Here is a 13,101-nt window from a genome sequence, read left to right as displayed (position 1 = left end):
CGAATCCCAATACTCTTCTGAGGAAGGCCCCGCCATGAGCATGCTCGGCACCAAATGGAAGCTCCACGGCAACGGCAAGTCCATCCGCCCCGGCCACGTGGTGGCTCCCGACGAGCGGCTCGCCTGGCCCCTCACCATTGGCATTGGAATGCAGCACGTTGTCGCAATGTTCGGTGCGACGTTCCTGGTCCCCATCATCACGGGCATGCCGCCGGCCACCACCCTGTTCTTCTCCGGGATCGGCACCCTGCTATTCCTGGTGATCACCAAGGGCCGGGTGCCCAGCTACCTGGGTTCCAGTTTTGCGTTCATCGCCCCGATCCTGGCGTCGCAGCAGCAGTACGGCGTTGCCGGCGCCTTGGGCGGCGTGGTGCTTGCCGGCGTCGTACTGGCGCTTATTGGTGCGATCGTCCAGAAGTTCGGCGCCGAATGGATCAACCGCCTGATGCCGCCAATCGTGACTGGCGCGATCGTTGCGCTGATTGGCTTGAACCTGGCACCGGCCGCGAAGAACAACTTCGACGCCGCGCCCGTCACCGCCTTGGTCACGCTGGTGACAATCATCCTGGTTTCGGTCCTGTTCCGTGGCATCCTGGGGCGGCTCAGCATCCTGGTGGGTGTTGTTGTGGGCTATCTCGTGGCCATGATGCGGGGCGAGGTTTCCTACGAGAAGATGGACGCCGCCGCATGGGTTGGCCTGCCGCTGTTCCAGACGCCCGAATTCCACATCGGCGTTGTGGGCCTGTTTGTGCCGGTGGTGCTGGTGCTGGTGGCTGAGAACGTGGGGCACGTGAAGTCGGTTGCCGCGATGACGGGCCAAAACCTCGACGGCGTCTCCGGCCGCGCGCTGATGGCCGACGGCGCCGCGACCGTACTTGCCGGATTCGGCGGCGGTTCCGGTACCACCACGTACGCGGAAAACATCGGCGTCATGGCGGCCACCAAGGTCTACTCGACGGCGGCCTACTGGGTTGCGGGTGTCTTCGCCATCCTGCTGAGCTTCTCCCCGAAATTCGGCGAACTGATTGCCACCGTCCCGCCGGGAGTGCTGGGCGGCGCCGCAACCATGCTGTACGGAATGATCGGCGTCCTCGGTGTGAAGATCTGGGTGCAGAACAAGGTGAATTTCTCCAACCCGATCAACCTGACCACGGCCGCTGTAGCGCTGATTATCGGCATCGCGGACTACACGTGGACAATTGGCGAGCTGAAGTTCACGGGCATTGCTCTTGGTTCCGCTGCCGCCCTGGTGATTTACCACGGCATGAAGGGGCTGGCCCGTTGGCGCGGGACCGTCGCTGAGCCCGAAACCGAGACGGCGGGGCTGCCGCCAGCTGTGAAGTCGGCGATGAATGCTGCGGCGAAGCGGAGCGGGAAGAAGAAATAGGGACGCGGCACCTGCCCGCTGCGTGGACTCGCCGGGCTGGCGAGCCCGGCGAAACATAACTTCCACAAAATCATCATTATGCTTACTATCTAGTCGCATGAGGCGCACCAGTGTGAAGCCCACCCATCAGGGGTGGCTGGCCGGTGCAGGATAGGAGCCTGAACGTGAGCAACGAACACGATCTTCCCCCGCTGTCCGATGAAGAACTGCTCCAGCAGCAGGGCACCGCCCTCCCGGACAAGGAAGTGGCATCCGTGCTGGATCTGAACGCAGACCTGGACCTCGCCATTGACGCGGCCGCCCCCATCGACCTTGCCGTCGCGGCCAACGCCAATGTGGCTGCTCCTATCGATGCCGCAGCGTCCGCCAACATTCTTTCCTCCGGTTCTGAAGCGCAGGCACTGTCCGATCAGGGCGCCCTCATCAACCAGGACATCACCGCCGACGCAACGGCCGAGTCCGGACAGGACAGCACCATTGACCAGGGCAATGACACCATCGACGACGGCACAACAGGCGGCCTAACCGGGGGCGCCACTGCGCCGGCCACCGGCGGCGCATTGCCGGACGCCAGCCCAACGGGCGTGGGCGCCCTCCCCGTGGATCCCGCCGCGGCTTTGGATGGCGATCTCCTGAATGTCAACGTCGACCTGGACGCCGACGCGGATATCGCAGCCCCCATCAACGGAGCAGTAGCCGCCAACGCGAATGTGGCCGCCCCGATCGACGCAGCCGTCGCGGCGAACATCGGCTCGATCGACAGCAGCGCCACCGCGGTATCGCAGCAGGATGCGATCATCAACCAGAACATCACCGGCGAAGCAACCGCGAGCGCGGACCAGCAGTCCGACTTGAAGCAGTAGGCCACCGTGACAACGGCGAGCGGCGGTTCCTTCACTCCGGACGGTCCGCCTGGTTCAACGCTGCCCGAGCGCTTTTCCACTACCAAGGACGGCCTCCCGGAGTTTCCGGTCCAGGCCGATGGCGTGCAGTTGTTGGGCGAGGCCAAGGGTTCGGGTTACCGGGAACCGCCCTCGCTGGTCCGCCGTGGCGACGGCCAGGCTCTCCAACTGACGCGGCTGCTGTTCCTGGTGCTGGAGGCTGCCGATGGCACCCGGAGCCTGGATGACATCGCCCGTCATGTGACCCCTGCTTTCGGCAGGCAGGTCAGCGCCGGGAATGTGGCTGCGTTGGTCCGGTCGCAACTGCTGCCCTTGGGCCTGTTGCGCTTGGCGGATGGATCCCAACCGGAAGTGAAGCGGGCAGACCCGCTCCTGGGCATGCGCTTCCGCTTCACGGTGACGGATCCGGGGCTGACCCGGAAGCTGACCACTCCGTTCGCCATCCTGTTCAATCCCATCATCGTTGCCGTGGTCATCACGGCGTTCGCGGCTGCGTGCTGGTGGGTGTTGATGGTCAAAGGCCTCGCCTCCGCCACGCACAGCGCTTTTGCCAACCCGGGCCTGCTTCTGTTGGTTTTCTGCATTACAGTCCTGTCCGCGGGTTTCCACGAGTTCGGACATGCTGCAGCGGCGACGCGGGGCGGGGCAATTCCCGGAAAAATGGGCGCCGGCTTGTATCTGGTGTGGCCCGCTTTCTTCACCGACGTCACCGATTCCTACCGCCTCGGCCGTGTGGGGCGGCTGCGGACAGACTTGGGTGGGCTGTACTTTAACGCGATTGCCGCCGTCGTTATCATGGCCGTTTGGCTACTGACGCACGACGACGGGTGGCTGCTGGTGGTGGCCACCCAGGTTCTGCAGATGGTGCGTCAGCTCCTTCCGCTGTTGAGGTTCGACGGTTACCACATCCTGGCCGACGCCACGGGTGTCCCCGACCTTTTCCAGCGCATCAAGCCCACTCTGCTGGCCCTCCTGCCGTGGCATCGCAACAACGCTGAGGCCCGGGCGCTCAAGCCGTGGGCGCGTGCATTGGTCACCGTCTGGGTGCTGGTAACCGTCCCGCTTCTACTGCTCAGCATGTTGTTGATGGTTGTATCGTTGCCGCGACTCCTTGGCACCGCATGGTCAAGTGCGGCAGCACAATATGGGGCGCTGACGGAGACTGCCGCCACGGGCGACCTTGCCGGCGCGGGCAGCCGACTCCTTGCGTTGCTTGCTGTCGCCCTGCCGGTCCTCGCCATCCTGCTCATGCTGACGCGGATGGCCTCCCAGTTCCTCAAAGGCCTGTGGGAGAGAACCCAAGGCAAGGCGCACCAGCGGGGCGTCGCGATTGCTGTGATCGCGGCCTTGCTGGCGGGCATTACCTGGGCTTGGTGGCCCACCCCCGGCACTTACGCTCCCGTGCAACCCTATGAACGCGGGACCTTGCTTGACGCAGCGCCGGTACTGGAGAGTACTTCGGCAACCGGCCTCACCGAGGGGCGGCCAGGCCAGACCACGGCGCTATGGCCTGAGGGCCAGGCTCTTCCGACGCGGGACAACCCGCAGCTGAGCCTCGTACTGATCCCCCGGCCTGGGACGAAAAGCACGCCCGCCGCGGCGGAACACGGCAGCGAGCCGCAAGCGCCGCCGTCGTGGGTGTTCCCGTTCGACAAGCCGCCAGCGCCAGACGGCGACGGCAACCAAGCCCTCGCCGTCAACACCACCGACGGTTCGGTGGTGTACGACGTCGCATTCGCCCTGGTCTGGGCGGACGGAACTCAACCGGTGGACACAACGAACGAAGCGTACGCTTTCGCAAGCTGCAGCGGCTGCGCTGCGGTGGCGGTAGGCTTCCAGGTGGTGTTGATTGTTGGGCAGGCCGATGTGGTGGTGCCCCGGAACCTGTCCGCAGCTGCCAATTACAACTGCATCTCCTGCGTCACTTACGCCCTGGCAAGCCAATTGGTGGTGACACTGGACGGCCCCCTCACCGCCGAGGGAATGTCCAAGCTGGAAGCGCTATGGAAAGAGATCGCAGAATTTGGGCGGAATCTCCAAAACGTGCCGTTGTCCGAGATCCAAGCCCGACTGTCCGGCTATAAAGAGCAGATCGTCCAGATCATCCGAGCCGACCCCAGCGCTACCCACACGGCGCCGACAACCAGCCCCAGCAGCACCCCGAGTCCAAATGGCACAACAACACCCGGGGTTGCACCAGCACAGTCGGAGCCGCCACAAGCTCCGGCACCCGCTCCCGCGGTTCCCACGGCATCGGCCCCTGCTGACCCCGCCGTCCCCGCGCCCACGGTTTCAGCTCCTGCGGGTGCCCCAGCACCGGAACCCACGACGCCGGCGGGTCCAGTGACGGAGCCGGCGCCGACTTACGCTCCTGCGCCCGCTGGGACTGCAGGTCCGACGACGACCCCCGGCACGGGCGGATAGGAAAGAGTTCCGGGTTTCGCCACGGAGCCCCATGTCATTAGTCAGCTTGCTTACTAACTCGACATTCCCTAGGCTGGAACGGGTCAGACAAACAACTCTCGCAGCAGCGGCACACGCCCAAAAGGCAGCCGAACAAGAGGAGGAACAATGTCAGAACACAACATCACAGGCAAGAAGGTCGCATTCCTGTTGACGGACGGCGTGGAGCAGGTGGAGCTCACCAGCCCCTGGCAGGCCGTGAAGGACGCGGGTGGCGAACCCACACTGATCGCTCCCGAAAAGGGCAAGCTCCAGGGCTTCAACGGCGTGGAGAAGGGTGACACCTTCGACGTCGACCTCGCAGTCGCGGACGCCAACGCGTCGGACTTCGACGCACTGGTCCTTCCCGGCGGCGTCGTCAACGCCGATCACCTCCGCGTCGACAAGGATGCCCAAAACTTCACACGCGCCTTCTTTGAGCAGCACAAGCCGGTGGCATCGATCTGCCACGGGCCGTGGATCCTCATCGAAGCCGGCGTGATCAAGGGCCGGAACGTCACCTCGTACCACACACTCCAAACGGACCTGAAGAACGCGGGCGCCAACTGGACGGACGAGGAAGTCGTCGTCGACCAGGGCCTGGTCACCAGCCGCAACCCGGACGACCTCCCCGCCTTCAACGCCAAGGTTGTTGAAGAGATCTCGGAAGGCCAGCACGCCGGCCAGACCGCATAGCGGTCCCCCGGGGCACCAAAGGCGAGTGCCGCCGTCGTACTTTCACAAGAAGTACGACGGCGGCACTTGCGTTTTGCTGGTAGGCGGGACGGCTCTGTCGCTAAATACCGAGAAGGCCCTTCGCCGTAGCGCTCTGCCAAGCTATGAGAAGAGACGGATCAACAAGCTCGCCCGCCGCGATCATTTCCCTGACATGGGACTTCTTAACGCGCCGACCTGCTACCCGTTCCCAAGGGTCGTCCAGAGCAGCCAGACCTTCCTCGGCGACTTTGGCGAGAAACAAATAAACCGGCCAGGCTGACCGTCCAGGATTTGGGAAGAAGTGTTGAAGGGCCACCATGGAATCAATGCTTAGTCCGAGCTCTTCCTGCACTTCACGGCGCGCGGCAATCTCAGGCAGTTCTCCTTCCTCGCCAGCACCTCCCGGTAGGTCAAAAATCCAGGCGTTTAGAGGGAAGCGGTACTGACGGGTCAAAAGTATTTCATCGTCTTGCTCGATCAGCACGGCCACGGCAAAGGGTATGCTCTCGTCAACTTCGTAATGGCCCAACTCGCCGCTGGGCAGGCGAACGAGGTAGTCGGTCAACTTCACGCGACCTGCGTACGCCCTGGTCGCCTCCAGCCGGTCCCAGTGAGCCTCATTCATAGGTCTTCTTCTTTCATCAGCGCGTCGATCCAGGACTTCCATCCGTCAGCAACCATTGACGTGGTTGCTGCCAAGGTCCTCTATGGTCGCGGCAGACTGCAATGAGGCCGGAGGGGTCATTTGCGGAAAGAGAAAAGGCGAACTCGGCCGAGATCCAATTTTCCACATACCCGCCGCCTGCCTCTTTATGGTCAATCTGGCGACGACTTTCAATCGTCATAATTGGCGCCTGTTGCCGATAGGCAACATAAGTCATGGCTTGGACGGTAAGTCGAGGGGTGCAAGGCGGTTCTTTGCGTCGACTTTTGACCAGTTTAAGAGCCAGAGGGCCGGATAAAGGTACTGCACGTTAGCTGATCCTCCAGTGGAACAGCCCGGAGCCAGAGCGTCGGAGTAACGCGCCTCGTGCACGTGAAAGCCGCTAGGGCTCTACCAGTCGGAGATGGACCGCGTAATGCGCTTCGGCGTCTGCGACCAGATCCGGGCCGGCGTGTCCGGGCAAATTACGGTTCCACCAGAAAGCGGTCTCTGGTAAGACTGATGGCCCAGAGCGTAGAACCGCGGCGAAACGTCCGTCAATATCGGCGATTGCATCCGCGAAAATAGCCAGTTCAGGGTACGCAGTCAGTTCCGAGGCTGAGAGGACCTTGGCGATCACATCCCTGATTTCGAGTTCGTTCTCATACTCGTAGATGCTCCACTGGTAGCCTTCTTCGCAACCCGCCACGAAAGATTTCCACGCATTGATATATCCGGCCGGTGACCAGTTCCTTCTGGCTCCCTTTTCGCCTGCGACCTCACGAAAGCCGCGGATGAACTCACTCATCTTCCGGAATGACCGATATGAACGCGGCAGGAACGCTGTCCGCCAGCCATACTTTCTCACCGCCACGGTAGAAGCTGACGTTCTCTCCGTGAGCGGCCGCGCTGTCAATGCGAAGGACAACCGGGGCAGTGTCCTTTCGTTGTCCTACCTGCTTGGCCATTTCAATGTTCTCGGATAGGTGGACGTACTGGCGTCCCATTGGTCGCAGACCCTCTGACTGAATAGCTTCAAGGCTTTCCCTGGATGTTCCATGAAACAGTTTTTGGGGTGGACTTTCTTGTGGCTTCAGGATGCGGGTCGGTACACTGTGACCGTAGAGAGCCCGAATGCGGCCCCCGTCCAGTTCATGGCGTCGCTTAGGCGAGGACAGGAGCATACCCTCGAGATCGGTGACATCAAGGTTCACCCAATCCGGGGACTCTCCCCGGAGCGCCTGAAGAAGGTCCTCCACAGGCGTCCACCCTTCCCCGTCCAGTTCTAGTTCGTAAAGCCAGGGCTCGTGACGCAAAGCATGCGATACGGCCCGGCTGAGCTTCGGGTAGTCGGTCATGTGCCTCATTCTTTCTTCAGATAGGAGTTGTCGGTGTGCTTCACGAGTAGTTTTCGTGCATGAGTGCTAAGGGGATCCGAAGTGTATCCAGCTCGAAAGGTGGTTCTCCTTTGAACAGCAAGGAGAAAACGCCTTCATTTCCCTCAACGCTGTAACCGTGGGTGAGGACTGTGATCTGCGAACCATCGCGCAGGTCAACGGTCCACAGCTCGGGTTCCATCGCAAGCTCCAGAGCATTGTGAACGACACGAACACCAGGTGATAGGTTTTCGAAGTTCGCTGCAGTGCCATTTGCTCCCTCGAGGCTGTTGTCTTGGGAATCTGGCAACGTCGGTTCCTCTTCCCACGTGAAGCTTCGAATGTGCCACTCTCCTCCGACTTCCAAACGGTTAGCCAGCGTTCCAGGCGGCAACTTCGCCGTCTCAGCAAGCGTCGGGTCCAGCCGTGTGATGTGACTGATGTGTGCAGCAACTGCCCCACCAGGAGTGTTCGGGTCATCCACTCCATCGGCAAAGCCCCACCCGTTGTCAGGGTTGTGAAGGACTTGAAGAACGGGTCGCTCACCAGAAAGGACGGACTTCATGACCACGGCACCCAGGCCTTCGGGGAAGCGGGCATCCGAGAACGGCCACGCCATCTCTCGGTGCATCTCAACTTTCTGCGACATGGAGATATTGTCCCCGATCACCAAGGGGCCACGGACGGCCCACCTGTCCGCCCGTGAGCCGGTCCCCCACCCGTCATATCTACCGCGCATCGGCGTCCGTGCCGTTCCAGGGCTACTTGAATCCTGTAAGACCCCCCGAAAAAATGCCCGGTGAAGGTGCCCCAAACGCTACACGCTTAGCCGTCCCACTTCCTTTGAAGTGGGACGGCTCCCCTGGGACACGCTCCCCCACCGATCCGAATCCGCAGTGTCCCGCGAAACATGAAAGTCCCATAAGTAGTCTCAAAACGTTGCAACAAATCTCATTTACGGAAACAACTTTCGGCATGGTTCAGACTTTCCCGACGAACGTCTTCAGCTCCGCCATGGCGTCCTGGCAGAAGCTGCTAAATCCATCCACCCAGGCACTCAGGGGTAAGGCATGTGTGTCACGCCGTTGGAGAGCTTGTTGTTTCGCTCTTCCGATTAGCGGACGCTGTCATATCTACAATTGTCCTCCAGACAATTTCCATCGCGACGGCTTCATCGACTTCGACCGAGGCGGCTAAGCCTACGTTGAACCTTCCCCGACCGTTCGATGGATGATGGTGAACGGTAGTTATCTAGTAGGACAGATACGTGAACTGGAGAGCATTTGGACCCGACGCTCGTGAATCAGATTGTCGTCGCCGCTTCCACTCTGCTCGCGTCACTAGGCGGCTACATGCTCGCCGGTCGCAATGAGCGTCGCAAGGATGAGCGTGCCCTACGTCGCGAACTGGGGCTAAGGATTTCAGAGCGCAAGTCCAAGCTCGACGACAACCGACATACTATTCAGCGCGAAACGTTGCTCTCGCTACAGGATGCGGTACAGTCAATGGCTCGCTTCACGGGTAAAACCCTTCACTTCGACCACATGCAGGCTCGGAAAGGGAAAGCCACCCTGTTACCCGACGGACTGAGTGAGGACTCGTATCAGAACCTGGTCGAAGTTCGTCGTCTGACGAGCAGGATTCTCGACCCTGACGTTTGTGCCGCGGTCGACAAATTTATCGGGATGACGAATGCTCTAACCTATCCGACAAAGGAGCTGGCGGGACTGGCTGGCGACCATCTTGAAAGGGTTGCGCTCGCAAAGTTGGTTGACCTCAACGATGGATATGAGGAGATGACGAAAGTCCTTGGTGAAGCAGCTCGGCGAGAGATAGCCTGGCTTCCCGAAGACGCACAGGAGATCCCCTAGCGACGAGTTGGCACTGTCCCACAGGTGACGGCCACTCCACCTCCTTGGAAGTGAGCCGGGCGATGGCCAGACTATGCCGGAGTTCGAAACTACACTGGGCTGATGGTCCAACAGGTGAATCCCGCCCTTATTAGTCCGTTGGTTCGTGTTTTGTCGACGGCGTACTGGTACAGAAACGAGCTCCGTGACTTCCTCGTTGTTGCAACTGGCGATCGGTCGCTGGTCTTCCGCTACCCATGGCAAGACAAAACAATGTCTAAGCGGGACTTGGCGACAGCATTGGTGCATGACTTGGCCCAGGACCAGCACAAGTACCGCGATGTGTTGGTTCAGTTGATCCTTACTGCTGCGGATATGCCAGATCCGATATCGCTGAAGCATCTGGAGGACGGCGCCAGGAAGTACCTGCTAGCACGCGAGGCGATAGACGTCTTCCGCCCAATGGTGGAGCCATATCGCAAAGAACAGCAAGAAATTACAGAGTTCCAGCGTCGGCTCCAGACCCAGAAGAACATCGACGACTTCCGTCGACATACTAACCAGATGATCGACGATCTCAAGGTGAAGTTCCTCGAATCGGAGAAGATGTCAGCGCAACCTCGCGGCTATGCCCTAGAGGGCATTCTCAATGAACTGTTCGAGGTCTTTAACCTCGAATCACGCCGGCCCTTTACAGCGTACGGAGAGCAGATCGATGGCTCTTTCACCTTGGCAGGGACTGACTACATTCTGGAGGCAAAATGGCAGGCGAAGCCCATCGCGGCAGGTGATGTTACAGAGTTCGCGGGCAAGGTTACCCGCCGCCTGGATAACACCCTGGGCCTGTTTATCTCCATGTCAGGGTTTCAAAAGTCAGTCCCTGATCTTGTTGCCAGGACGGGCAGGCACTCTGTACTCCTCATGGACGGAGGCGACCTTATGGCCGTACTGGACCGCAGATTAGCTCTCGATGAACTGATCACACGCAAAAAACGGCACGCCGCCGAGACCGGTGACATCCAGCTCTCTGCGTGGACCATTCTTGGACAACTCTGACAGCTAACAAACACCTGATGGTCGGAGGCGTGTGACAGGCTGGTGATACTACGGTGCGAGAGGCGCTGTCGGGCCCAAGGAGTTCTCATGGCGGACGAGATCATCGCAGCAGTCGGTCGAATTGTGATCGAAGCGCGAGAAGAACTGGGCTGGTCTCAGCTTCAATTGTCAAAGGAGACCGGCATTTTCCTCGAACCTCTGGCCCTGCTGGAGTCCGGAGAACAATGGATGCCCGATGACTCGATGGAACTCATAGAAGAAGCGCTGGGATGGCAAATAGGTATCACCCGACAGATCCGGGAGGAATATGACTATGCCGACATCGAGTTCATTAAACTGATCTGGGTCAGGGACCCCAGGAAGCGCTAAGGCTACTTAGACCTGGCCCGCCAGGGTTTTCGAGTAGTAGGTGACCCCCTTGTGCTGTTTGAACTTGAGATTGAAGCGGTTTCTACAGTGTTCACACCATCCGGCCAGCGACACTTGGTGGCGGCGCCCATCATGGGGCACATCATTCTCCAACTGGATGTCCAAGCGAGCCCCATTGTCCTCGCCGTCTGTGCCCACATGGAGACGTTGGCCTCCCGCATTCTCAACTACAACTCCGTCGATGTGCAGGCCGGTGGCCTCGCTGCATTCGGGACAGCGCAATGCATATTCGTTGGCCTCGGGCCTAGAAAGGTGGTCATCCGCGGAGAGCAGAACCGAATCAGTTGGGTGGTTGGTTTTGGTCATTGGTTGGGTTCCTTCATTGGCCGCGAGATTTCCTGATAGATAACTCCAATGATGTAGCACTGGAACGGTTTCGAAAAAACTCAAATCGCCGTTCCACTTCCTTTGATGTGGAACACTCAGCCTGAGCTGAGCCCCTCGAGCCTGAACCTTGCCTCTAGAACTAAAGTGTGAGCATGTGCGCTAAACGCCCCCAACGATCCGACATAAAGGTCAAGCCCCGCAGGCTCCAAGCAATCGTCAACATGAGCGCTTCTGATCGCTTGGACGTCATAGGCGAGGGATTGGTGCTCCTTGGTGAGCGTATTGCCGCTCTGGCTGAATCTGTTGAGAGGTTGGAGAGGGCCAAGGAGGTCAGCGGGGCAGCCGCCTTGAATGTCATCTGTACTGAGGAGGCAGCGAAAGTACTCATACTCCTCGACATGGCCCGGATTCCGCACTCTCAGGAGATGCTAAACGCGGCCTGCGGTTACTTCTACGATCATCTAGCCCGAAGCATTTATGCCCGTGTTCACTCGGGCAACCCAGACCATTTCGGAGAAACGGCCCGATACATTGAGATCATGCGGGCAAGCCACTACTTGGACGGCCCCGCAGGCGCTGACTGGATTTTCCGCAACGACCTTCAGCGAGAGCGCGACACCGCACTCTATGTCGATTATGAGGAAGTGGAACCAGGAAAGTTCTCTTGGACTGGTGGACACCTCGAATACCTCAGCTCTCATCAACCGGTAACAGATCTCGTCCTCGCTATGAAGACCTCCGGGCTGCTGACCCCTGACGGAATCAGAGTCGTTGACGACATCTGGAAAGGCATCAGGTTCGACAACTCATCGAGGTGGGACGTTTGTTGGAACCTGAATCGCAAGATACTGAACGAGCTCTTCAACAAGGACGCCAAAGTTGTTGAACCTGCCGACCGCGAGGAATTCAAGCTTGCCCGAACAAAGGCCGGGGAAATCGTTGCCCAGGGTTGGACATTCCCCCTTCTCCATCTAGACCTCACAATCGAATACGTTAGACAAGAGGAGATACAAGAGGCCCAAAGGGCCTCCTACCAGCAGTGGCTGCAGGACGAATTTGGGCCTTTTTACTGATGTGGTTCACGGCTAGTAAATTCTCCACCAAGCCTTAGGGATGGCGCCCGGGACCGCCGTGGCGTTCGTGGCCTCCTCGGCGATCCTTGTCAATCATGCAGCACAATAACCACTAACGCGGGTCATCCTCCGGGATTTCCGGGGCTGGCAAGAACTCATATAGGCCGGCGAACCCTTAAGCGATGGCTGTTGAACACCCCTCGGCCGGGTTACCCGGCGCTAGGACTTTCTCGGGCGTCTTCCTCATCGGGCGATGGTGGCTCACCTTCCTGTTTTTTCTGCTTTGTGGCCCTCAGAAGTCCATGCTTAGGTAGCGGTAGACGGTGGCCCGGCTGGCTCCGATGATCTTTCCGATGTCCGTCGGCTTGAGGCCGCGGGCTTTCAGTTCATGGGCCCTCTTGACCTTCTCGTGGTCTGTCGTGATTTCCCGGCGTCCTGCTTTTCTTCCGTTTGCAGCTGCTGTCGCCATGCCGGCTTTGGTGCGTTCGGAAAGCTGATCTCGTTCAAGCTGGGCGAACGCGGAAATGATGGTGACCATCGCCTGGGCCATCGCTCCCCCGACCTCGCTGGCCGGGTCGGTGGCGATGCCGTCTCTTAGGGAACGGAATTTGATGCCTTGCACCTTGAAGTCATCCAAGAGCTCGAGTAAGTGGCGAGTGTTACGGCCCAAACGGTCCAGCTTCCACACCACGACTTCATCCCCTGGACCGAGACGGTCCAGCATTCGGTCCAACTCCGGACGGCTTACCCTGGTCCCGCTTATCCCTTGGTCTTTATAGATTCGTTCGCACCCAGCCGCTTCCAGTTCACGGACCTGCAGATCGCTGTTCTGGTCAGCCAAACTGACGCGGGCGTATCCGAGGCGTGCCATCACTTCTCCGTCTTATCAAAGGACCAAT

Annotated in this window: 15 protein-coding genes; 8 read left to right on the top strand and 7 right to left on the bottom strand. The window is 59.8% G+C overall.

From position 1 onward, the window contains the following. The first annotated feature begins 34 nt into the window (after positions 1 to 34). The 4 genes from AB0N72_RS10035 to AB0N72_RS10020 all read left to right on the top strand — a co-directional run bounded on the left by AB0N72_RS10035 (position 35) and on the right by AB0N72_RS10020 (position 5,427). A complete protein-coding gene (locus AB0N72_RS10035; protein WP_363932521.1) occupies positions 35 to 1,387 on the top strand; it encodes a solute carrier family 23 protein in 1,353 nt (450 codons plus the stop codon). A 164-nt stretch (positions 1,388 to 1,551) separates the two neighbouring features. Continuing rightward, the gene (locus tag AB0N72_RS10030; protein WP_363932518.1) at positions 1,552 to 2,250 is read left to right on the top strand and encodes a peptidoglycan-binding protein; all 699 of its coding nucleotides are present in this window, start codon (positions 1,552 to 1,554) and stop codon (positions 2,248 to 2,250) included. 6 nt (positions 2,251 to 2,256) lie between these two features. Further along, the gene (locus AB0N72_RS10025; RefSeq protein ID WP_363932516.1) at positions 2,257 to 4,713 is read left to right on the top strand and encodes a M50 family metallopeptidase; all 2,457 of its coding nucleotides are present in this window, start codon (positions 2,257 to 2,259) and stop codon (positions 4,711 to 4,713) included. 147 nt (positions 4,714 to 4,860) lie between these two features. Continuing rightward, on the top strand, positions 4,861 to 5,427 hold the full coding sequence (locus AB0N72_RS10020; protein WP_281451263.1) for a type 1 glutamine amidotransferase domain-containing protein: 567 nt from the start codon (positions 4,861 to 4,863) through the stop codon (positions 5,425 to 5,427). Between the two features lie 100 nt (positions 5,428 to 5,527). Here the strand turns inward: AB0N72_RS10020 and AB0N72_RS10015 are convergent, their stop codons facing one another. The 5 genes from AB0N72_RS10015 to AB0N72_RS09995 all read right to left on the bottom strand — a co-directional run bounded on the left by AB0N72_RS10015 (position 5,528) and on the right by AB0N72_RS09995 (position 8,116). Beyond that, on the bottom strand, positions 5,528 to 6,019 hold the full coding sequence (locus AB0N72_RS10015; RefSeq protein WP_363932514.1) for an NUDIX hydrolase: 492 nt from the start codon (positions 6,017 to 6,019) through the stop codon (positions 5,528 to 5,530). 70 nt (positions 6,020 to 6,089) lie between these two features. After that, positions 6,090 to 6,329: a hypothetical protein gene (locus AB0N72_RS10010; RefSeq protein WP_363932512.1), complete on the bottom strand. Its 240-nt coding sequence runs from the start codon at positions 6,327 to 6,329 to the stop codon at positions 6,090 to 6,092. A gap of 165 nt (positions 6,330 to 6,494) precedes the next feature. Further along, on the bottom strand, positions 6,495 to 6,899 hold the full coding sequence (locus AB0N72_RS10005; protein ID WP_363932509.1) for a hypothetical protein: 405 nt from the start codon (positions 6,897 to 6,899) through the stop codon (positions 6,495 to 6,497). Then, the gene (locus AB0N72_RS10000) at positions 6,892 to 7,449 is read right to left on the bottom strand and encodes an RNA 2'-phosphotransferase (RefSeq protein ID WP_363932508.1); all 558 of its coding nucleotides are present in this window, start codon (positions 7,447 to 7,449) and stop codon (positions 6,892 to 6,894) included. Before AB0N72_RS10000 ends, AB0N72_RS10005 begins: the two co-directional genes overlap by 8 nt. Positions 7,450 to 7,489: 40 nt before the next feature. Continuing rightward, positions 7,490 to 8,116 (bottom strand): hypothetical protein, encoded by a 627-nt coding sequence (locus AB0N72_RS09995; RefSeq protein WP_363932507.1) that lies wholly within the window; start codon positions 8,114 to 8,116, stop codon positions 7,490 to 7,492. Between the two features lie 649 nt (positions 8,117 to 8,765). Between AB0N72_RS09995 and AB0N72_RS09990 the strand changes: the two genes are divergently transcribed. The 3 genes from AB0N72_RS09990 (at position 8,766) to AB0N72_RS09980 (ending at position 10,742) form a co-directional block, all read left to right on the top strand. Further along, positions 8,766 to 9,338 carry a hypothetical protein gene (locus tag AB0N72_RS09990; protein WP_363932505.1) on the top strand — a complete coding sequence of 191 codons (573 nt, stop codon included), beginning with the start codon at positions 8,766 to 8,768 and terminating at the stop codon, positions 9,336 to 9,338. Between the two features lie 102 nt (positions 9,339 to 9,440). Further along, positions 9,441 to 10,373, top strand: a complete 933-nt coding sequence (locus AB0N72_RS09985) for a restriction endonuclease (RefSeq protein ID WP_363932502.1) — start codon at positions 9,441 to 9,443, stop codon at positions 10,371 to 10,373. Between the two features lie 87 nt (positions 10,374 to 10,460). Beyond that, positions 10,461 to 10,742 carry a helix-turn-helix transcriptional regulator gene (locus AB0N72_RS09980; protein ID WP_363932499.1) on the top strand — a complete coding sequence of 94 codons (282 nt, stop codon included), beginning with the start codon at positions 10,461 to 10,463 and terminating at the stop codon, positions 10,740 to 10,742. A gap of 6 nt (positions 10,743 to 10,748) precedes the next feature. Here the strand turns inward: AB0N72_RS09980 and AB0N72_RS09975 are convergent, their stop codons facing one another. Continuing rightward, the gene (locus AB0N72_RS09975; protein ID WP_363932498.1) at positions 10,749 to 11,108 is read right to left on the bottom strand and encodes a hypothetical protein; all 360 of its coding nucleotides are present in this window, start codon (positions 11,106 to 11,108) and stop codon (positions 10,749 to 10,751) included. A gap of 242 nt (positions 11,109 to 11,350) precedes the next feature. Here AB0N72_RS09975 and AB0N72_RS09970 point away from each other — a divergent pair, with 242 nt between their 5' ends. After that, positions 11,351 to 12,202 (top strand): hypothetical protein, encoded by an 852-nt coding sequence (locus AB0N72_RS09970; RefSeq protein WP_363932496.1) that lies wholly within the window; start codon positions 11,351 to 11,353, stop codon positions 12,200 to 12,202. Positions 12,203 to 12,494: 292 nt separating this feature from the next. Here AB0N72_RS09970 and AB0N72_RS09965 read toward each other — a convergent pair whose 3' ends face one another. Continuing rightward, positions 12,495 to 13,073, bottom strand: a complete 579-nt coding sequence (locus AB0N72_RS09965; protein ID WP_363932495.1) for a recombinase family protein — start codon at positions 13,071 to 13,073, stop codon at positions 12,495 to 12,497. Positions 13,074 to 13,101: the final 28 nt, after the last annotated feature.

This window comes from Paenarthrobacter sp. NPDC089307 (assembly GCF_040685055.1).
GTDB lineage: Bacteria > Actinomycetota > Actinomycetes > Actinomycetales > Micrococcaceae > Arthrobacter.
The sequence above is the reverse complement of the archived record's forward strand: the minus strand, read 5'-3'. Positions and strand labels throughout refer to the sequence as shown.